A 19,210-nucleotide genomic window follows, 5' to 3' on the forward strand; every position below is an offset into this window, starting at 1 on the left:
ACAGTTCGTAACTGAATCTGTGTAAGTTTCCGTTCTGAAGGAGATCTCGGAGGTGCCTCCAAGTGGGAGGCGTGGTGGGCCCCGGAGATTCCGTGAAGGAGGAAACCAGGTGGGCGCGAGAGCGGCATGTGGACAGGATTCTCGGGAACTCGAGGCACCCACCTTCGGAAACCTGCTCCGGCGACTGCGTGACAATCGTGGTGTTTCCCGCGAACGGCTGGCATTCAATGCCGGTGTAAGCGCAAGTTACATAACACATTTGGAGAAAGGTGACCGGGGCAATCCGACCCGCGAGGTGGTCGAGGCGCTCACCCGCTACCTCGACCGGCTGGTCCCGCTCTCGATCGCCGACCGTCGCCAGATCACCGACCTGGCAGGTCTGAGCCTCGGCGAACTGCCCACCCCCGAAGAACTGCGCGCCGCCATCACCCCGGAGATGACCCGGGCACTGGAACTGCACAGCCCGAATTTGGCGGCGCTGCTCGACATTCAGGCCAATCTGCTGGCGAGCAACGACAGCTGGAACGAAGCCTTCCCCGGCCTGCACGAGGACGGCAATATGCTGCGCTGGTTCTTCGGCAACGAAGTGGCCACCCGGGTCATGGTGAACTGGGAGCAGGATGCCCGCCGCGTCGCCCGCTGGATGCGCGGATTGATCGGCCGGTCGGGCAATACCGATAGTTTCGCCGATCTCATTCGCGAACTCGGCGAATTCCCGAAATTCCGGCAGGCGTGGTCGGAGGGCGGTGTGGAGTTCGCGCCGCACGTGTGGACCCTGCATCTGTGCAATCCGGTAACCGGGCTGCGCCGTCGCGTATACGCACAGACCGGGCGGCTGGACGGCGCGGCCTATCCCGGACAACTACTGACGATTCTGGGACTGCCCGGCTGAGCGGATTATCGGCCGCACAGCGGGACAGCCCGGCCGTAGAGCGGGACCGAACGGCCGCGCAGCGAACCGAATATCAGCCGCGCAGCGGAATGAACTCGGCGAGCGCGCCGTCCTGCGCGTCCGCCGGGACGATGACGACGCCGTCGCGGTGCAGCAGATCCGCCAGATGTGCCGTCCGCAGCCGCAGATCGCCGTGGAAGCCGCCCCCGGGCAACGCGCGGGCCGGGACGATCCGGGCCACCGGGGCGGTCAGCTCCGCGGCGTTGGCCAGCGGCCCGATGATGGGGTTGGCCGGGGTCGCCCCGGTCATGCCCTCCACCGTCGCGGCGATCAGGCTCAGCAGCGTGGCGACGGCGGCGAACGGATTGCCGGGCAATCCGAGAACCACTGTGCCGGTCGCCAATTGGGCCGCCACGGTGGAGCCGCCGGGACGCAGCCGCAGCCGACGCAGCAGTATCTCGGCCTCGGTGCGGTCCAGGGCCGCACGCAGCTGATCGGCCGCGCCGCCGCCGGTCGCGCCGACGATGAGCAGCAGATCGCAGTCGGTGGCCGCCGCCAGCACTTCGTCGAAGGCATTCTCGGTGTCGCGCAGGTGAACCCGATCGATGGTGGTGACCCCGTACCAGGACAGCAGGTCGGGCAGAATGGGCCCGATCGAGTCGCGGGTCTGGCCGGTGTGCAGCGGTCCGTCGCCGCGAATCTCGTCGCCGGTCATGACGATTCGCGCGCGCACCGGGCCGCGCACCGTGGCGGCGGTCACCTCGGCGCTGGCCGCGACCGAGATCAGCGCGGCGGTGACGGGCGTGCCCGCGGCCGCCACCTCGTCGCCGGGCATCCAATACTCGCCGCGGCGGCGCACATCCTCGCGAATCGGGGTGTCCGGCAGGCGATACAGCGTGCCGTCGGCATCGATGCGCACGAACTCGTCGCGCACCACCGAGGAGGTGCCGTCGGGCACGTGTGCGCCGGTGGCGATCCGCACCGCCTCCCCGTCCAGCAGGCCGACCGGCCGCTCGCCGCCGGCGAATCCGATATCTCGGCGCAGCTGCCAGGGCCCGTTGCCGCTCACCGCGTAGCCGTCCATCGCCGAAACATCGAAGCGCGGCAAGGCATCCCCGGCCCGCAGCGGTTCGGCCAGGGTCGCGCCCCGGACGGCCCGCAGCGCCGCGCGCCGGGCCGGGAGCGGGGAAATGCTCCCGCGCAGCATATCTCGCGCCTCATCGAGCCACAGCGGCTCCGCGCCGCGAGCCGCGCCGGTCCGGGCGCGCCGGACATCCTCGGGGGTGTCGCAATCCTCCACCCCGGGCAGCGCCACCATCGCGGTCTCCACCGGCACCAGCGCCTTCATCGGCCGATTCACCAGGGAATCGAGGCCCGCCAGCGCCTCGGTGAGCGCGGCCCGCCGCCACACCCCGACCAGGTACTGGGGGCGACCCGAGGCGTCGGCGGCGAACACCGCGTCACTGCCGGAATCCCGTGCGTGGGAAAGCAGTTCGTCGATCGCGGCGGCGGTGAGGAAGGGCATGTCGGCGGCCAGCACCACGATCAGCCCGGCCGGGAACTCGCATCCGGCCAGTGCGCCCAGCCCCGCGGCGATGGCCGCCACCGGACCCGCCCCGGCCGGTATCTCCTGTGCCTGAAGGATTTCCGGCGGCAACTCCGGCCGATGCGGCCCGACCACCACTGTCCGCGCGCACCCGGTGACCGCCGTCAGCGCCGCGTCCAGCATGGATTGCCCACCCACCACCAGCGCGGGTTTGTCCACGCCGCCCATCCGGCTCGCCTTCCCACCGGCCAGCACGATCGCGTCGACGGGTGTCACGAGTCGGCTCCGGGTACGGTGCGCGCGGATAGGTCACTGGGCATGGTTGAAGATCGTAGTGGCATGCCGTTGCGGGCTTGTCGGGCGCGCCGGAAACGCACGCTTGCTATGCAATTGCCGATACTCGTTACGTTATGAGATGTGGTACGACACATAGTAGAAATGGCCTTGTTTTAACGTTGGGAACTACCTCATATGGCAGTATCCGACCTGAGAACTGACGAAGAACGCGGCGTTCGTCACAGTTCACACCAGGCGTCACACCGGGTCCCACTGTCCGGTACCAGGAGGACTCAGAGCGATGAAGGTTGGTTTGCTGAATGTTTGTGGAGAGGGAACGGCGTGGTGCTGGGCGTGAAACCGGATAGGGACTCCGACGATCTGAAGCCCCCGACATTCGGACTGCTGTTACGCCGCCTGCGTGATGCCCGTGCTGTATCGCGAGAAAGGCTCGCGTTCAATGCCGGTGTGAGCGCCAGCTACATCAGCCATTTGGAGAAGGGCGATCGCGGCCACCCCACCCGGGAAGTGGTGGATGCGCTGCTGCGATATCTGGATCGAATAACACCGCTGTCCGCCGTCGAGCGCCGGCATCTGCTCGATCTGGCCGGACTCGGGGTCAGCGAATTCCCCACCGTGGAACAACTGCGGGCCGAAATCACCGACGACATGCGCCGCGCGCTCGAACTGCACGAGCCCAATCTGGCCGCCTACGTCGACACCCGCTGGAATGTGCTGGCCTGCAACGAAAGCTACGCGCGCGCTTTCCCCGGACTGGCCCGCGATGTGAATATCCTGCGCTGGCTGCTGGGCAATGAGATGGCCCGCGACGCCATGGTCGAGTGGGAGGAGGAGGTCCGGCTGACCGTGCACTGGTTGCGCGGGCTGATCGCGAGCTCCGGCGACACCGCCTGGTCGGTCGAATTCCTCGCCGAACTCGGACGTTTCGGACTTTTTCGGGAAATGTGGGACGAGGGCGTCGCCGCCTACGGCCGGCCCCGCGCCACCATGCGGCTGCGGGAACGCGACAGCGGCCGCCGCTTCGACATCGCGGTGCAGCTGTTCAGCGTGTTCAATGCCGCCTACCCCAGCCAGATTCAGATCTTCCTCGGCATTCCGAGCTGGCAAGAGGATCAGGAGACCAACCGGCCGTGACCGCCATGGGCACGGCCCGCGGGTCAGCTCGTCACCGGGTGGCCTGAATCCCTCACCGGGTGGCCCGAATCCCTCACTGGGCGGCTTGAATCTCGGGCAGCGCGCGCCGGCTCAGCCACGGCGCGCCCAGGGCCTGGGCCAGCTTGCTCTCCCGCTTCGCGGTGGTCCGCTCCACCAATCGGATAAGCAGCGGCACAACCACTTCCGGATGGGTCCAGGCCGCGCCGTGCCCGGCGCCGGGAATCGTCACCACACCGTCCGCGCCGGACAGCCCGCAGGCCATCGCCTCGGACTTCTGGGCGGTGCTGGTGGCGTCATGACTGCCGCGAACCACCAGCGCCGGGGCGGTGATCTCCGGTAGTCGGTGCAGCACCGAGCGCCGGTCCATCAGGCAGCGGGCCGCGGGCGCGATGGCCTGCCGGTCGGAGCCGTACCAGCGGCTGGTCCACGCCCGCCACAGCCGCGGATCGGTCCCCCCGATGATCTGCGGGGCCAATTCGGCGACCAGCGGGGCCATCGGCTCCGAACTCGTCCAGCGATCGAAGAATTCGCGATAGAAGGCCAATTCCGAAGGACTGCACGCGCCGGCCTCGGTATCGATCAACGCCAGCCCCTGCACCCGTTCCGGGGCCAGCAATGCCATGCGTAAAGCCGCGTACCCGCCCTGGCTCATTCCGCCGACCACTGCCTTCTCGATTCCGAGTTCGTCCAGCACGGCCAATCCGTCGGCGGCCAGATCCCAATAGCTGAACGGTTCGCCATCGGGTGACTGGGTCCGCCCATGGCACCGGGCATCGATTGTTACGAGATTGATGCCAGCGGCTGCCAGAGGTTCGCGCATGGGCTCGAACATCGACTCGTCCATGAAGAATCCATGGGCGAGCAGCAGCGTCGGGGCACTCCCGGAATCAGTGTTCCGGTGCTGGTCGAAGTTGAAATGGACGGTGGCTGAACCGGATCGCACATAAGGCATGGTCGGACCCTAAACGGCGGAAGTGGTCGCTCCCTAGATGTTTGCCCGTGTGGTGCCAGGCACCCTCCGGTGAGGTTCCCGACGGGTACCCACACTCGCCAGTGTCAGTACTGCTAGGGGTTTGCCCCAGATTGCCTCAAAACTGGACAACAAGATCACAATGCCTTTTTAATCAGGCCGTGGCGCTTTTGGGACAAGCGCAATTCCAAGGGAGGAAACAATGTTCGACATCACCACCGCGGCCCGCCGTAACGACTTCCGGATCGACCGGGGCGCCGGTTTGCGGGAGTCGCTCGAAGGGCTGCTGCTGCACGACGGCGTCGGCCTGGATGCGCGTATGCGGCATGCGATTTCCGCGGTCGTGCACCTCGCGGTCGATGCCCCGCTCGGCATTCCGGAGGACGCCGAAGAATTTCTCGGGCGACTCGACGCCTCGTGGCTGTTTGCCGCTTGGAACGACAGCGATCAGGAACTTTCCCTGCTGAATACGCTCGCCGGCGGTGCGGTGCCCGCATTGAGCTGGTGTGAACTCATGTTCACCACCGCACTCGCGCCTTGGTCGGGCACACCGGCGGCGGTGCACGCGCGCCGCATCTTCGTCAATGGCGAGCAGGCCCGGCTGGCCGCGGTCTCCGGCGATTGCTCGATGGGTTAAAACGTACCGACCGTTTTCTTTTAGTGGCCATTGATTGAAGGGATATGGAAGTGAAGATGCTATTCACCAATTTCGACGCCATGTTCGAATCCCTCGCCCGACGTGACGGATCCGAGGGCGAATCCTGGCATCAGCAGGCGCTGTGCACGCAAACCGATCCGGAGGCATTCTTCCCCGACAAGGGCGGTTCCACCCGGGAAGCCAAGCGCATTTGCACCTCGTGCGATGTGCGCAAGCAATGCCTCGACTACGCGCTCAGCCATGATCAGCGCTTCGGCATCTGGGGTGGCCTATCGCCGCGCGAGCGCCGGCGCTACGAACGCGGCGCGGCCTGAGTGATGCCCGGGCCGACCGGCCGCGGGGAAGCGGACCGGATCGGCGGCATTCGATCGATGTCGGTCAATCGATAGTTGCCTGTAGCAAACAGAATTCATTGGTTTCCGGATCGGCCAGCACCACCGGATCATTGACACCGGGTGCGCCGGAAGCCGACTCCAGGGGCACCGCACCCGCCGCCCGCAGCCGGGCCGCCTCCGCGGCGGGGTCGTCACGGGGAAAGGCGACCAGATCCAGGTGCAGGCGGCCACCTTTGCCCGCGGCCTCGGGCCGGTGCAGGAACTCCAGCCACGGACCCTGCCCCGTGGCCGAACGAATACCGGTGTAGCGGTCATTCCGGAGAGTCAGCGGCCAGCCGGTGGCGGTGGACCAGAAGTCGGCCAGCCGCAACGGATCCCGGGTATCCACCGCGATGGCCGCGACCGCACCGGTGTCCACGTACTCCTCACGCGGTTCCAGCACGCAGAACTCGTTGCCCTCCGGATCGGCCAGTACCGTCCACGGCACCACGCCCTGACCGATATCCACCCGGCGCGCGCCCAATGCCAGTGCGCGATCCACCTGCAGCCGCTGATGATCCAGGGAACGGGCCGACAGATCCAGGTGAATGCGGTTGAGGGCGGTCTTCGGCCGCCGCGCGGGGAGGAAGGTGAGCGCCACGTCCAGGCCGTCCGGGTCGGGCGCGGCCACATCGACCTCCCCGGGCCGGTCCACCGTCACCTCCCAGCCCAGCAACTCGGCCCAGAAGCGGGCCACCGACCTGGGTCGCTCCGCATCGAACACCACGCATGCCAGCCGAGTGGACATGTTTTCCACGGTAACCGGCGGGCGCGCCGTGAGTTCAGGCTTGCGGGAATTGATGGCGGGCGCGGCGCATATCCACCCGGCCGTCCACCATGGGGCAGCCCTCGGCGACCAATTCCGCCAGTTGTCGATGCGCCAAATGCGGTGCGGGCGTACCATTTGCGCGCAAGACCCGATGCCAGGGCAGATCCGCGGCATCGGTGCGCATGATCCAGCCGACGGTACGCGGGGTGGACAGACCCGCCGCGGCCGCGATATCGCCGTAGGTGGACACCCGGCCCGGCGGAATGGCCGCCACCAACTCGCGCACTCGCTCGACTTCGGCTTCCGTGGTTGGCATTTCAGTGATCCCGCGTACCGGCCGAGAGCACCTCGCGCACCAGCGCCGCGGTCTCGGCGGGCCGGGCCTGCGCGACCATGTGGTCGCAATCGAATTCGCGCACGGTGATCCGCTCGCCCAGATGCGTGGTGATCGCCGCGCGGAAGTCGGGGGACACCAGGGGCGGGCTCACCTTCATCGCCTGCACCAGCACGGTCGGCAGGTCGCGCGGCGGCAGCACGTAGTCGCGGGCGATCTGACCCCAGAACGAGATGATCGCGGGCATCGAGATGCGCCAGGCGAAACGGCCCTCGGCGGTCGGCACCAGATGCTCGGCCAGTTCCGCCTCGAGCACCGCCGGGTCCAGCTCACCCCACGCGGTCTCCAGCTTGTCGAAGCGGGCCTGCTCGACGCTCGCGTAGTCCGGGGCCGCCAGCATGGCGTTCGCGATGTGCAGCATGCGGTCGGCCTCGAGGCCGATGGCCGGGTCCAGCAGCACCAGTGCGCGCACCAGCTCCGGTCGGCGGTGCGCCAGATGCACCGCGGTGGCCGCGCCGAACGAATGCCCGAGCACCACTACCGGTTCGCTGGTCTCGGCCCGCAGCAGCGCCGCGAGATCATCGATCAAAGTTTCGAAATCCCACGGCGGCACGCCGGGCGACCTCCCGTGCCCCCGCAGATCCGGTGCAAGGATCCGGACATCGGGGAGATGGTCGTCGGCCAACTGTTGCCAGCGCCGGCCGTGGCCCGTCAACCCGTGCAATGCCAGGACGACCGGACCGGTCGAGGGACCGAAACGATGAATATGAAGCTCCGCCACCCCGCCCATTGTGCTGCCTCGCACCGACGCCGACGGCTCGCACGTCGTGAGATGAACGGAGCGCGCCGTGTGACCGGCGGCACGGACAACTCATGGCAAACGAGAACTGTCGGGGCGATCTGTTGAAATAGCCGACGTGATGCGATCGGATAGCTCGGTGCAATTGGTGCGCCGGGCGCAGACCCAGACCCCCGCGCGGGAGTGGGACGCCGAGCTCCGGCCGCTGTTCGAGGACATCGGTATCGACCCCGGCTGGCGGCCCTGGCAGGTGCTCGGCGGGCCGGGGACCGGGAAGACCGCGCTACTGGTCGACATCGCCGCCGCACGCATCCTGGGCGGGGCCGCACCCGAATCGGTGCTGGTGCTCACCTACACCAAGCGGGCCGCCACCGCCGTGCGCACCGCCATCAACGCCCGCATCGCCGAGGCCGACCCGGAACTGGGCGGTGTTCCCGGCGCGACCCGTGCGCCACTGGTGCGCACCGTCCACTCCTACGCCTTCGGGCTGCTGCGTACGTTCGCGGCCACGCACGGCAATCCGCCGCCGCGACTGCTCACCGGATCCGAGCAGGACGTCGTCATTCGCGAGATGCTGCGCGGCGACCTCGCCGACGGCGCGGCCGACTGGCCCGAACGCCTGCATCCGGCGCTGCCCGCCGCCGGATTCGCTGAACAGTTGCGGGACCTCATGTTGCGGGCCACCGAACGCGGTCTCGGGCCCGAGGATCTCATCGATCTCGGCCACACCCACCGCCACCCGGAATGGGTTGCCGCGGGCCGCTTCGCCGAACGCTACGAGCAGATCATGATGCTGCGCTGGTCGGTCGGCATGGACGTGCCCGAGGCCAGCGCCCCCGCCCTCGACGCCGCCGAGCTCGTCACCGCCACCCTCGACGCCTTCCACGTCGACCCGGAACTCCTTGCCGCCGAACGCAATCGCCTGCACTGCATCCTCGCCGACGACGCCCAGCACCTCGACCCTCATGCCGCCCAACTCATCCGCGCCCTCGGCAGCGGCGGCGCGACCACCGTCATCGCCGCCGATCCCGACCAGGCCGTCTACACCTTCCGCGGTGCCGACTCCCGCTTCGCCGCCGACCCCGAAGCCCCCCGCGACCGCCGAATCACCCTGCGCCACAACCACCGCACCACCCCCGCTATCCAAGAATTAGCCGACCGCATCGCCGCCCGCCTCCCCGGCTCCCCCTCCCACCGCACCGCACCGCCGGGCATCCGGCGCACCCACCCAACCGCCGATTTCCTCGCAGACATCGTCGCCGACCTCACCGACAACAACGGTCCGGCCAGGAACGACAACCACCCGACCGGGAACGGCAGTGACCCGACCGGCAACGGCTACAGCCCTGACGGGAACGGCGACCGGACGAGAAGGAACGGCCACGGTTGGAGCACCGATGCCACCGACCTCGAGGACCCGGCCCGGCCGCCACGTCGCGCTGGGATGACGAATGGATCGCCCGCGCCCGCGCTCGGCCGGGGTGTCCGTGCCGAGAACGCCTGGGATAGCGCGCAATCCGTTGGCGAGGTGCGGGTGCAGGTGTTGACCACGCCTGCCAAGGAAGCGGCGCTGATCGCGGATCAGCTGCGGCGGGCGCATCTCACACACGGGGTGCCGTGGTCGCAGATGGCGGTGATCGTGCGCTCGGTGCCGTTGTCGCTCGCGCCGCTGCGGCGGGCGCTGCTGGCGGCCGGGGTGCCGGTGCGGCAGCCGCCGGCGGACGTGCCGTTGGCGCGGCGGCGGGGGGCGATGTGGATGCTGTTGGCGCTGCGGGCAGTCACAGCGGGGGATCCGACCTCGGTGCGGCATCCGCGGCCGATCGAGTTCACCGCCGACGATGCGCTCGATCTGCTGGCAGGACCGCTGGGTGGCGCGGATCAGATCAGCCTGCGGCGCCTGCGGCGCGGTATTCGGCGCGCGGTGCTCGAACTCGGCTACCCGGAGCGGTTGCCCGAGGATATCGACGCCGAGGCCGGTGTGGAGCCGGTCGCCGGGGACAGTGTCTCGCGGGCAGCGGAATCCAGTGTCGGCGGCGTGCGGGACACCGAAATCGACGGTGACGCCGCACGTTTCGCGGATCTCGATCGGTCGTCGGCCGAGATTCTGCGGGATCTGCTTGTCGGGGTGGGGAATCGGGCGGTCTACGACAAGCTGACCAAGGTCGAGGCGGCACCGCTGCAGCGGGTGTTGAAGGCGATGGGGCGGGCACGCAAGGTCCGGCGGGAGCGGGGTGGGCTCGAGGACGTGATGTGGGGTGTGTGGACGTCGTCCACGCTGGAGCGGCGATGGGTGGGGCAGTCCGAGCGCGGGGGAGCGGTCGGTATGCAGGCCGACCGGGACCTGGACGCGGTCGTCGGGCTGTTCGAGGCGGCCGCGTCGTATGTGGACCGGCTGCCGCGTGCCACCATCGAGGGCTTCGTGGAATACCTGGAGCAGCAGCAGATTCCGCAGGATGACGCACCGGTCACCGATCCGGGCGAGGCGGTCACCATCTGCAGCGCGCATGCCGCGGCGGGCCGGGAATGGGACACCGTCGCGGTGGCGGCCGTGCAGGAGGGCATCTGGCCGAACCTGCGGCCGCGCGGCACCCTGCTCGGGGTCGAGGAACTGGTGGATCTGCTTGCGGGCGTGGGCGGTTCGGGAGAGAAGGTGAGCCGGGCCGCCCCGCTGCTGGCCGAGGAGCGGCGACTGCTGCTGGTGGCGTGCAGTCGGGCCCGGCGGTCACTGCTGGTGACCGCGGTCGAATCGGTGACGGGGGACCAGGATCTGGTGCCGTCGCGGTTCCTCGCCGAAATGGACGCCGACGCCGGGGAAGGCGCTCCGGGCCGGATCCCGACTCCCGTGGATCCCGGCCGGGCGCTGGCCATGCACGCCCTCATCGCCGAATTGCGTTCGGCCGCCTGTGATCCCGAGACGACGCCGGAGCGCCGCATGCGCGCGGCGAAGCAGCTGGCACGGTTGGCCGACGCCGGGGTGCGTGGCGCGCACCCCGACGACTGGTACGGCACCGCCGAGCTCTCCTCCACGAATCCTCTGTGGGACAGCGAGGACGGGGCCATCTCGCTCTCGCCCTCCACTGTCGATCAGCTCAAAACCTGCCCGCTGCGCTGGGCGCTGGAACGCCACGGCGGCAGCGACGGCGAGAACCCGCACGCGCTCAAGGGCAATCTGGTGCACACCCTGGTGCAGGCACTGGCCGGGCAGGTCAACGAGGACCAGGTCAAGCAGGCCCTGGCCAAGGCATGGAAGAAGATCGACCCCGCCGCCCGCGACGGCGAGAACTGGCATTCCCGCGCGGAGCTGCGTCGCACCGAGACCATGGTCGACACCTTCCTGGCCTGGCTGCGCAATACCCGCGACGAGCTCACCGCCATCGGCGTCGAGGTGCCGGTGGACTGCGTGCTGCCCGCGCGCGGCCCGAACGAACAGCCGGTGCGGATCAGCGGCCGGGTGGACCGGGTGGAGCGAGATGCCCTGGGCCGCTTCGTGATCGTCGATGTGAAGACCGGTAAGACGCCGATCTCCAAGCAGGCCGCACAGGATCACGCGCAGCTGGCCACCTATCAGGTCGCCGCCGCGGAGGGCGCGCTCGGCGAGGGTGAGCCCGGCGGCGCGCGCCTGGTGTACGTGGCCAAGCCCAGCAGCAAGGAGGGCGCGACCCAGCGCATGCAGTTGCCGCTGGACGCCGAAGGCATCGAGACCTGGCGCACCGCCATCCATGACGCCGCCGACGCCTCCAAGGGGCCGAGCTACCTGGCCATGCGCAATGACGGCTGCCGGCACTGCAAGGTGGCGGGCAGCTGCCCGGTCCAGGACACCGGTCGGCAGGTGACGGACGAGTGAACGCGGGTCCGCGTGCCGACGGCGAGGGCGGCATCGACCCGCGTCAGCTCGCCGACGCGCTGGGCCTGCCGCCGCCCACCGACGAACAGGCCGCCGTCATCGCCGCCCCGCCCGGGCCGACGCTGGTGGTGGCGGGCGCGGGTGCGGGCAAAACCGAGACCATGGCCGCCCGCGTGGTCTGGATGGTGGCCAACGGGCTGGTCGAACCCGAACAGGTGCTCGGCCTCACCTTCACCCGAAAAGCCGCCCAGCAGTTGACCACTCGCATCCGCACCCGCCTGGCCCGGCTGGCTGGCGCACCGGTCGTACGCGATATCGACCCGACCGGCCGGTTGCGCGGCCTCCTCACCGCCTCCGAACCGGAGATCAGCACCTACCACTCCTACGCGGGCCGCCTGCTCACCGAATACGGCCTGCTGCTGCCCGTCGAACCCACCGCCACCCTGCTCACCCAGACCCAGCTCTGGCAGCTCGCCTACCGCGTCGTCTCCACCTGGGACGGCGACCTCGACACCGACCGCAGCCCCGTCGGCGTCACCGAAGCCGTCCTGGCCCTCTCCGGCCAACTCGCCGAACACCTGGTCCAACCCCACCAATTGGCCACCGCCCACCTGGAATTGGAAAACCTGGTCCACACCCTCCCGGCGGGCCCCCGCCAAAAGGGCGGCCCCAAGAAAACCCTCCTCGACCTCCTTGAGGCCCAACACGAACGCGTCGCGCTGCTCCCCCTGGTAGACCGCCTCGCCGAAGAACTCCGCCGCCGCGGCGCGTTGGATTTCGGTGCCCAGATGTCCCTTTCGGCCCGCCTCGCCGCTACTCACCCGGAAGTCGGAGCCGCGGAACGCGACCGCTTCCGCCTCGTGCTGCTGGACGAGTACCAAGACACCGGCCACTCCCAACGCATCCTGCTCTCCTCCCTCTTCGGCGCGGCCGCCCCTGCGGCCCTCGAACCCGGTGAACCGACGGGCGACCGGCAGCCGCTGGCGGTGACGGCGGTGGGCGATCCGATGCAGTCCATTTACGGGTGGCGTGGGGCGTCGGCGGCCAACCTGCCGCGGTTCGCGACCGACTTTCCCAGTGCGCCAGGGGTTCCCGCGCCAATTCTGCCGTTGCTGACCAGCTGGCGGAATCCGCCCGAGGCGTTGGATCTGGCGAATCTGGTGTCGGATCCGTTGCGGGAGCGGGCGGCTCGGGGTGGGGGTGTGACGGTCGACGCGCTGCGGCCACGGCCGGATGCCACCGCTGGGACGGTGGCTTTGGCGCTGGCGGAAGACGTTGCGGTGGAACGGGACTGGGTGGGGGAGCGGATCGCGGCCGAGTGGGCGGCGGCAGCCGACGACGACCGGCCGCCACCCACCTCGGCGGTGCTGGTGCGGCGGAACGCGGATGCCGCGCCATTGGCGGAAGCGTTGCGCGCACACGGATTGCCCGTGGAGATCGTGGGTTTGGGCGGGCTGCTGCACACTCCCGAGGTCGCCGACATCGTCGCCACGCTGCGGTTGATCGCCGACCCGTCGGCCGGTAGCGCGGCGGTGCGGATTCTGACCGGTGCGCGCTGGCGCATCGGCGTCTCCGATATCGCGGCGCTGTCGCGGCGCGCCCGCACGCTGTCCATCCGGCGGCCCGCCGGGCAGACCGATGCCATCACCGACACCGCCACGCTGAACGAAGCATTGCGTGAGGTCGCGCCCGAACCTGCCGAGAAGGCCGGTCTCGGCGACGCCATCGCGGATCCCGGTGAGCCGGAAGAGTATTCGACGCAGGGCTTCGCGCGCATCACGGCGCTGGGTCGCGAGTTGTCGGCCCTGCGCGAGCGCGCCGGGCAGCCGCTGGCCGAATTGGTCGCCGATGTGGAACGCACCATCGGTGTCGGCGTGGAGACCCAGACCCGCCGCGCGCATGCCGCCGCCGGCCGCGAACATCTCGACGCCTTCGCCGAGGTGGTGGCCGGCTACTCCGCCGACCACCGCTCCTCGCTATCCGGCCTGCTCGACTTCCTCGCCGCCGCCGAAGAGGTCGAAAACGGTTTGGAGCCGGGCGAAGTCGAGGTCGCGCACGACCGCGTGCAGGTGCTGACCGTGCACGCCGCCAAGGGCCTGGAATGGGAGGTGGTCGCCGTCCCGCACGTGGTCGACGGCACCTTCCCTTCCGGCACCGGCACTGCCACCTGGATGGGCGCGCTCGCCGAACTCCCCACCATGCTGCGCGGCGACCGTGAGCAGGAGGACGCCACCGACGGCGTCCCGGTGCTCGACCTCGCCGACCTCTACGACCGCGCCGACCTCGAGAACGCACTCGAACAACACAAGAAGGCGCTCGCCGCTCGCCGCCTCGACGAGGAACGCCGCCTGTTCTACGTGGCGCTCACCCGTACCGAACGCGCCCTGTTCGTTTCCGCCCACTACTGGTCGGAGACCGGCTCGAAACCCAAGGGGCCCTCGGGTTTTCTGCTCGAGCTCAAGCATGAGACGGAGGCCCCGGGCTCGTCGCTGGCCCGCACCGTCCGCATCGACCGCTGGGACGACCCGCCGCTGCCCGACACCGTCAACCCGTTCACCGACAATCCGCAGACCGCCGGGTGGCCCCGCGACCCGCTCGGTTCCCGCCGCGAATTCGTCGAGGAGGGCGCGGAACTGGTGAAGTCCGCGCTGACCGGCCTGCGCGACGAGGCCCGCCCGCAGCAGACCGAACTCGACTTCGGCCCCGAATTCGGCGGTGCCCCAGCCGAACCCGACGTCGTCGACGACGAGGACGACGAGGGCTGGGCCGAGGACGTCAGCGCCCTCATCGCCGAACACCTCGCCGCCGAACAAGCCGTGCGCGAGATCGAACTGCCCGGCCAGCTGGCCGCCACCGCCCTGGTCGACCTGCGCGCCGACCCCGCCAAACTGGCTGCGCGCCTGCGCCGCCCACTGCCCTACCCGCCCAGCCCCTACACCCGCCGCGGCACCGCCTTCCACGCCTGGCTGCAACGCTGGTTCGCGGGCACCCGCCTGCTCGGCTTCGAGGAGCTGCCCGGCGCGGCCGATATCGCCGACACCGACACCGACCTGATGCGCCTGCAGGAGGCGTTCCTGGCCTCCCCGTGGGCCGACCGCAACCCGGTCGAGGTCGAGATCTCCTTCGAAACCACCCTCGCGGGCACCGTGATCCGCGGCCGCATGGACGCCGTCTTCCGCCGCCCCGACGGCACCTGGGTCGTCGTCGACTGGAAGACCGGCGCCGAACCCTCACGCGCCGAAGAGGATTCGGTCGCCATCCAGCTCGCCGTCTACCGCCTGGCCTGGGCCCGGCTCGAGGCCGCCCGCACCGGCACCCCCGAAGCCGACATCCTCGCCGACACCGTCGCCGCCTTCCACTACGTCCGCACCGGCCGCACCATCGCCCCCGAACACCTCCCCGGCCCAGCCGAACTCGCCGCCATCATCACCACCGCGGCCCCCCGCCGCCTCCCACCCACCCCACCCCAACCCCCACTCCCACCCGACCCCGACGAGGACGACCCCGGCCCACCCGAGCCCACCGACGTCGAAATGCTCCGCCCCGCCGACCTTTCGACCCGACCCGAACCCATCGCCACGCCCGCGGACGAGCCGCCCCCGGACCCGGCGGCATGGGATTTCGAACCCCCGCCGGACCCCGAGTCCCTGCCGCCGGATCTGCACGATTGATCGTGGTGCCACGGGATGACGTGCGGATCCGTGCCGGGTTGTCGGGCGAATCCGGCGTGGCCCGGTAGTCTCCGGACCTGTGCCGCAGCCAGAACCCTTGACCGTGTCGACTTCCCGAGTGAGCGGTGATTCGCGTGTTCGGTGATTCGGCGCGCGGTCTGGGCAATCTGAACGATCGGCCCGACTTCGCGCTGGTCGGCATCCTGCGGGTCCCGACAGCCCAGTCCAGCCCCTGGTATTCGCTGGCGCGACGGCTGGGTCTGGCGGTGCTGCTGCTGGTGCTGGCCACCGCCGTGGTCTACATCGGGCGCGACGGCTATCACGACAATGCCCGTGACCGTATGGGTTTGCTCGATGCCGCGTACTACGCGACGGTGTCGTTGTCCACCACCGGTTACGGCGACATCACACCGGTCACGCCCACCGCGCGGCTGATCAATATTCTCGTCGTCACGCCACTGCGGGTGCTGTTCCTCATCGTCCTGGTCGGCACCACCCTGTCGGTGCTCACCGAACGGTCCCGGCAGGCGTTCAAGATTCAGCGATGGAGGCACACCGTGCGCAATCACACCGTGGTGGTCGGCTACGGCACCAAGGGCCGCACCGCCGTGGACGCCATGCTGGCCGACGGCGTCCAGCACGGCGACATCGTGGTGGTCGACACCGACCAGCAGGTCCTGGAATCCGCGGCCAACGCGGGCCTGGTGACCGTGCACGGCTCGGCCACCAGGTCGGATGTGTTGCGGCTGGCCGGAGTTCAGCACGCCGCGGCGCTCGTGGTCGCCACCAACCGAGACGACACCGCGGTCCTGGTCACCCTCACCGCCCGCGAAATCAATCCCAAGGCAAAGATTTCCGCCGCCGTCCGCGAAGCCGAGAACACGCATCTGCTGCGGCAGTCCGGCGCGGACTCGGTGGTCGTCTCCTCCGAGACCGCAGGCCGCCTGCTCGGCATCGCCACCACCACCCCCGCCGTCGTCGACATGATCGAGGACCTGCTCACCCCCGAGGCCGGCTTCGCCATCTCCGAACGCGACGTGGAGACCGAGGAAGTCGGCGGCTCCCCACGCCACCTGCGCGACATCGTGCTCGGCGTGGTCCGCGAGGGCCGGCTCATCCGCGTCGGCGACCCCGAGACCGACGCCCTCGAAACCGGCGACCGACTCCTCTATCTGCGCCGCGTCCAAGGCTGACCACCACGCCCGTCTAGTCTCGGGAGTGTGTCAGGTTTCCAGCTGAATGCTGTTCCGGTGCTTTCCCGTACCACGCTCGACCGCGCCGAGGATCTACGCGCCGACGAGCAGGCCCTCAAAGAGGGCTGGGCGCAGGCGAAACTCCTCCGCATGAACAGGCGCGGCCAGGTCCGCATCGACAACGGGACCGTGGTGCTCGAGCCCGCGCTCACCCTCGCCCCCGAACGCACCCCCGAGGCCGTCTTCCTCGGCGTCGACGACGGCACCCACCTGTGGGCCGTGCGCGACAACGCGATCGAGGGCACGCTGGTCGACCTGCGCGCCTACGGCACCAGCCTGGAACTCGACGATTTCGGTCTCGGCCTGCTCGCCACCGCCATCGCCCTGCTGAACTGGCACGACAAGGCGGCCTACAGCGCGGTCGACGGCACCCCCACCACATCGACCAACGGCGGCTGGTCGCGCACCAGCGAAACCGGGCACGAGGACTTCCCGCGCACCGACCCCGCGGTCATCTGCCTGATCCACGACGGTGGCGACCGCGTCCTGCTGGGCCGCCAGAACTCCTGGCCCGAGGGCCTGTTCTCGCTGCTCGCAGGATTCGTGGAGGCGGGGGAGTCCCTCGAGCGCTGCGTCGAACGCGAGATCAAGGAGGAGGTCGGGGTGGATGTCACCGACATCCGCTACCTGGGCAGCCAGCCCTGGCCGTTCCCGCGCTCGCTCATGCTGGGCTTCGCGGCCGTGGCGGACCCGGAACAGCCGGTGGCCTTCCACGACGGCGAGATCGTCGAGGCGTACTGGTTCACCCGCGACGAGGTGCGCCAGGCGCTGGCCGCGGGTGCGTGGGGCCGCAAGGAGTCCGACGAGCTCGTCGGCACCGACCGCAAACTGCTGCTGCCGGGGTCGATCTCGATCGCCCGGACCATCGTCGAATCCTGGGCTGCCGCAGTCTGATCCGGGTCAACCGGGTCTGATCAGGACGACAGGAAGCCGCACACCCCTCGGTGTGCGGCTTCCTTGTTTTGTCTCGGGGAGGCTCAGCCGATGGCGGCGAGCGCTTCCTTCACCTGTGCCAGGCTCGGATTGGTGGCGGTCGAGCCGTCCCGGTACTTGATCGTCGGCACCACATGGTTGCCGTTGTTCACGCTGCCGACGAATTCGGCGGCCTCCGGGTGGTCCTCGATGTCGATCACCTCGTAGGTGATTCCGGCCTCGTCGAGCTGGGTCTTCAGCCGACGGCAGTAGCCGCACCAGGTCGTCGAGTACATGGTCAGGTCGGTTGCAGTCACGAGTCGTGCAACATACTCCCGCCTGATCGTGTTCCCCCCGGCGGGCCCACTGTGAGCCGATCGATGATCAGGGGTTGACGGAAGAATAGTAAGCGCACATACTATTCTCATGACGCAGATCGCAGCAGCCACCGCCACCTCGACCGCCACTCCCGCCGCCTTCTTCACCAAGTGGGCCGACATGGCCACCTGGCCGGAGTGGAACCAGGACACCGAATGGGTCCGCCTCGACGGCGAATTCGTTCAGGGCGCGACCGGAGTCCTCAAGCCCAAGGGTGGCCCCAAGACCAAGTTCGTCGTCACCAAGCTCACCGACACCGAATTCATCGACTCGTCCAAGTTGATCGGCGCGCGGCTGATCTTCGCCCACGAGGTCACCGTCGCCGACGGCATCACCACCGTCACCGTGCGGGTTTCCTTCGAAGGTCCGCTGCGCGGCCTGTGGAACAAGATCATGGGCAAGGATCTCGCCGCCTCCCTGCAGCGCGACGTCGACGCGCTGGTCGCCGCCGCCGAGGCGGTGCTGGTATGACCAGGTACTGGCTCGGGGTCGTCTCCCGCGACCACGTCCGCCGCGGCGTGGAACTCGGCTTCGCGCAGGCCAATCACGGCAAACGCACCGCCGTGGAACGCATGACCGCCGGCGACGGACTCGTCTACTACTCACCCCGCACCGGCATGCGCGAGGGCGAACCGATCAAGTCCTTCACCGCCCTCGGCACCATCGCCGAGGGCCCGGCCTGGCAGGTCGAAGAACAGGGCGGCTGCTTCCGCCCGTGGCGGCGCGCGGTCGACTACGACCGCGACGCCCGTGACGTTCCGATCGACGATCTGCGCACCGAACTCGACCTGACCAGCGTCCCCAACTGGGGCATCGTCTTGCGACGCGGCCTGATCGAACTCTCCGAGCACGATTTCGAACTCATCTCCCGCGCTATGGTCGGCCAGTGACGAATGGCGGACTGCACACCGAATTCGAGGACGCCGACGAAAGCCCCGGTCTCTTGCTCTGGCAGGTGACCAATCGCTGGCAGGCCGCGCAGCGCGCGGCCCTCGCCCCCTTCGACCTGACCCACGTTCAATTCGTCTTGCTCGCCGCCTTGACCTGGCTCACCGGCCACTCCGCCGGTGACCCGGTCACCCAGCGCGACATCGCCGACCAGGCCGCCACCGACCCCATGATGACCTCCCAGGTGCTACGCACCCTGGAACAAAAGGGCCTGTTGGAACGCCGCGACCACCCCTCCGACAAACGCGCCAAATCCCTGGTCCCCACCGAATCCGGTGCGGCCCTGGTGAATCGGGCCATCGGCGCGGTGGAAGCCTGCGACCGCGAATTCTTCGCCCCGCTGGGGGAGCGCACCGGCCGCTTCACCGCTGCGCTCCGCCAACTGCGAGACCGCGACTCCGAGAGCTGAG

The 19,210-nt window shown here is 69.2% G+C and carries 17 protein-coding genes; 11 read left to right on the forward strand and 6 right to left on the reverse strand.

Annotation, left to right across the window (positions count from 1 at the left end; all coding sequences use genetic code 11):
* Nucleotides 1-172: 172 nt before the first annotated feature.
* Entirely contained in the window at nt 173-892 is a 720-nt protein-coding gene (locus ACFXHA_RS25185; RefSeq protein WP_379361590.1) for a helix-turn-helix domain-containing protein, read from the forward strand.
* 73 nt (nt 893-965) lie between these two features.
* Here ACFXHA_RS25185 and ACFXHA_RS25190 read toward each other — a convergent pair whose 3' ends face one another.
* Nucleotides 966-2,714 (reverse strand): NTP transferase domain-containing protein, encoded by a 1,749-nt coding sequence (locus tag ACFXHA_RS25190; RefSeq protein ID WP_379360786.1) that lies wholly within the window; start codon nt 2,712-2,714, stop codon nt 966-968.
* 354 nt (nt 2,715-3,068) lie between these two features.
* On the opposite strand from ACFXHA_RS25190, the gene ACFXHA_RS25195 reads away from it, so the two are divergent.
* A complete protein-coding gene (locus tag ACFXHA_RS25195) occupies nt 3,069-3,869 on the forward strand; it encodes a helix-turn-helix transcriptional regulator (RefSeq protein WP_379360788.1) in 801 nt (266 codons plus the stop codon).
* A 73-nt stretch (nt 3,870-3,942) separates the two neighbouring features.
* On the opposite strand, the gene ACFXHA_RS25200 is transcribed toward ACFXHA_RS25195, so the two are convergent.
* Nucleotides 3,943-4,842 carry an alpha/beta fold hydrolase gene (locus ACFXHA_RS25200; protein ID WP_379360790.1) on the reverse strand — a complete coding sequence of 300 codons (900 nt, stop codon included), beginning with the start codon at nt 4,840-4,842 and terminating at the stop codon, nt 3,943-3,945.
* A 220-nt stretch (nt 4,843-5,062) separates the two neighbouring features.
* Between ACFXHA_RS25200 and ACFXHA_RS25205 the strand changes: the two genes are divergently transcribed.
* Nucleotides 5,063-5,497, forward strand: a complete 435-nt coding sequence (locus ACFXHA_RS25205) for a hypothetical protein (protein ID WP_379360792.1) — start codon at nt 5,063-5,065, stop codon at nt 5,495-5,497.
* Nucleotides 5,498-5,553: 56 nt separating this feature from the next.
* Nucleotides 5,554-5,832, forward strand: coding sequence for a WhiB family transcriptional regulator (locus ACFXHA_RS25210; RefSeq protein ID WP_379361592.1), 279 nt, complete (start codon nt 5,554-5,556; stop codon nt 5,830-5,832).
* A 64-nt stretch (nt 5,833-5,896) separates the two neighbouring features.
* Here the strand turns inward: ACFXHA_RS25210 and ACFXHA_RS25215 are convergent, their stop codons facing one another.
* Genes ACFXHA_RS25215 through ACFXHA_RS25225 form a run of 3 tightly spaced genes read right to left on the reverse strand, consistent with a single transcriptional unit; the run spans nt 5,897 to nt 7,785 of the window.
* On the reverse strand, nt 5,897-6,640 hold the full coding sequence (locus ACFXHA_RS25215; RefSeq protein WP_379360794.1) for a VOC family protein: 744 nt from the start codon (nt 6,638-6,640) through the stop codon (nt 5,897-5,899).
* A 34-nt stretch (nt 6,641-6,674) separates the two neighbouring features.
* Nucleotides 6,675-6,977, reverse strand: a complete 303-nt coding sequence (locus ACFXHA_RS25220) for an MGMT family protein (protein WP_379360796.1) — start codon at nt 6,975-6,977, stop codon at nt 6,675-6,677.
* Nucleotide 6,978: 1 nt separating this feature from the next.
* A complete protein-coding gene (locus tag ACFXHA_RS25225; RefSeq protein WP_379360798.1) occupies nt 6,979-7,785 on the reverse strand; it encodes an alpha/beta fold hydrolase in 807 nt (268 codons plus the stop codon).
* Nucleotides 7,786-7,915: 130 nt separating this feature from the next.
* Here ACFXHA_RS25225 and ACFXHA_RS25230 point away from each other — a divergent pair, with 130 nt between their 5' ends.
* The 4 genes from ACFXHA_RS25230 (at nt 7,916) to nudC (ending at nt 17,456) form a co-directional block, all read left to right on the forward strand.
* The gene (locus ACFXHA_RS25230) at nt 7,916-11,638 is read left to right on the forward strand and encodes an ATP-dependent helicase (protein ID WP_379361594.1); all 3,723 of its coding nucleotides are present in this window, start codon (nt 7,916-7,918) and stop codon (nt 11,636-11,638) included.
* Complete coding sequence (locus ACFXHA_RS25235) at nt 11,635-15,309, forward strand: ATP-dependent helicase (protein ID WP_379360800.1); 3,675 nt, start codon at nt 11,635-11,637, stop codon at nt 15,307-15,309. The genes ACFXHA_RS25230 and ACFXHA_RS25235 overlap by 4 nt, the downstream gene beginning before the upstream one ends.
* A gap of 134 nt (nt 15,310-15,443) precedes the next feature.
* A complete protein-coding gene (locus ACFXHA_RS25240; protein ID WP_379360802.1) occupies nt 15,444-16,502 on the forward strand; it encodes a potassium channel family protein in 1,059 nt (352 codons plus the stop codon).
* Nucleotides 16,503-16,529: 27 nt separating this feature from the next.
* Nucleotides 16,530-17,456 carry an NAD(+) diphosphatase gene (nudC, locus tag ACFXHA_RS25245; protein ID WP_379360804.1) on the forward strand — a complete coding sequence of 309 codons (927 nt, stop codon included), beginning with the start codon at nt 16,530-16,532 and terminating at the stop codon, nt 17,454-17,456.
* Between the two features lie 83 nt (nt 17,457-17,539).
* Here the strand turns inward: nudC and ACFXHA_RS25250 are convergent, their stop codons facing one another.
* Nucleotides 17,540-17,791 (reverse strand): mycoredoxin, encoded by a 252-nt coding sequence (locus ACFXHA_RS25250; RefSeq protein ID WP_369638003.1) that lies wholly within the window; start codon nt 17,789-17,791, stop codon nt 17,540-17,542.
* Nucleotides 17,792-17,900: 109 nt separating this feature from the next.
* On the opposite strand from ACFXHA_RS25250, the gene ACFXHA_RS25255 reads away from it, so the two are divergent.
* The 3 genes from ACFXHA_RS25255 to ACFXHA_RS25265 are packed head-to-tail and all read left to right on the forward strand — an operon-like array spanning nt 17,901 to nt 19,209.
* Nucleotides 17,901-18,323: an SRPBCC family protein gene (locus ACFXHA_RS25255; protein ID WP_379360807.1), complete on the forward strand. Its 423-nt coding sequence runs from the start codon at nt 17,901-17,903 to the stop codon at nt 18,321-18,323.
* On the forward strand, nt 18,320-18,742 hold the full coding sequence (locus ACFXHA_RS25260) for an EVE domain-containing protein (protein ID WP_379360809.1): 423 nt from the start codon (nt 18,320-18,322) through the stop codon (nt 18,740-18,742). Before ACFXHA_RS25255 ends, ACFXHA_RS25260 begins: the two co-directional genes overlap by 4 nt.
* Nucleotides 18,739-19,209, forward strand: a complete 471-nt coding sequence (locus ACFXHA_RS25265) for a MarR family winged helix-turn-helix transcriptional regulator (protein ID WP_379360811.1) — start codon at nt 18,739-18,741, stop codon at nt 19,207-19,209. Before ACFXHA_RS25260 ends, ACFXHA_RS25265 begins: the two co-directional genes overlap by 4 nt.
* Nucleotide 19,210 lies beyond the last annotated feature (1 nt).

The organism is Nocardia sp. NPDC059240 (genome assembly GCF_042753865.1).
Lineage (GTDB): Bacteria > Actinomycetota > Actinomycetes > Mycobacteriales > Mycobacteriaceae > Nocardia.